General features: G+C 39.8%; 1 protein-coding gene. It reads left to right on the forward strand.

Annotated features, from left to right (window positions below; translation table 11 throughout):
• Positions 1 to 206: transposase (locus FS608_RS29975; protein ID WP_144556166.1), on the forward strand; the 206-nt coding region annotated here is incomplete at both ends.

Below are 206 nucleotides of genomic sequence, written 5' to 3' on the forward strand. Positions count from 1 at the left end.
AAGTTGAAGAATATAATATTATCAAATCTATCCCTGGTATCGGAGAAAAGATCGCTGCAACGATCTTTTCAGAAATTGGGGAAATAGATCGATTTACTGACCCTAAAAAATTGGTGGCTTTCGCTGGGGTTGACCCAAGTGTTTTTGAATCTGGCAAGTTTACAGCCACCAAAAATCGCATTACGAAAAGAGGTTCCAGCAGGCTT

This window comes from Bacillus sp. X1(2014) (assembly GCF_007678255.1).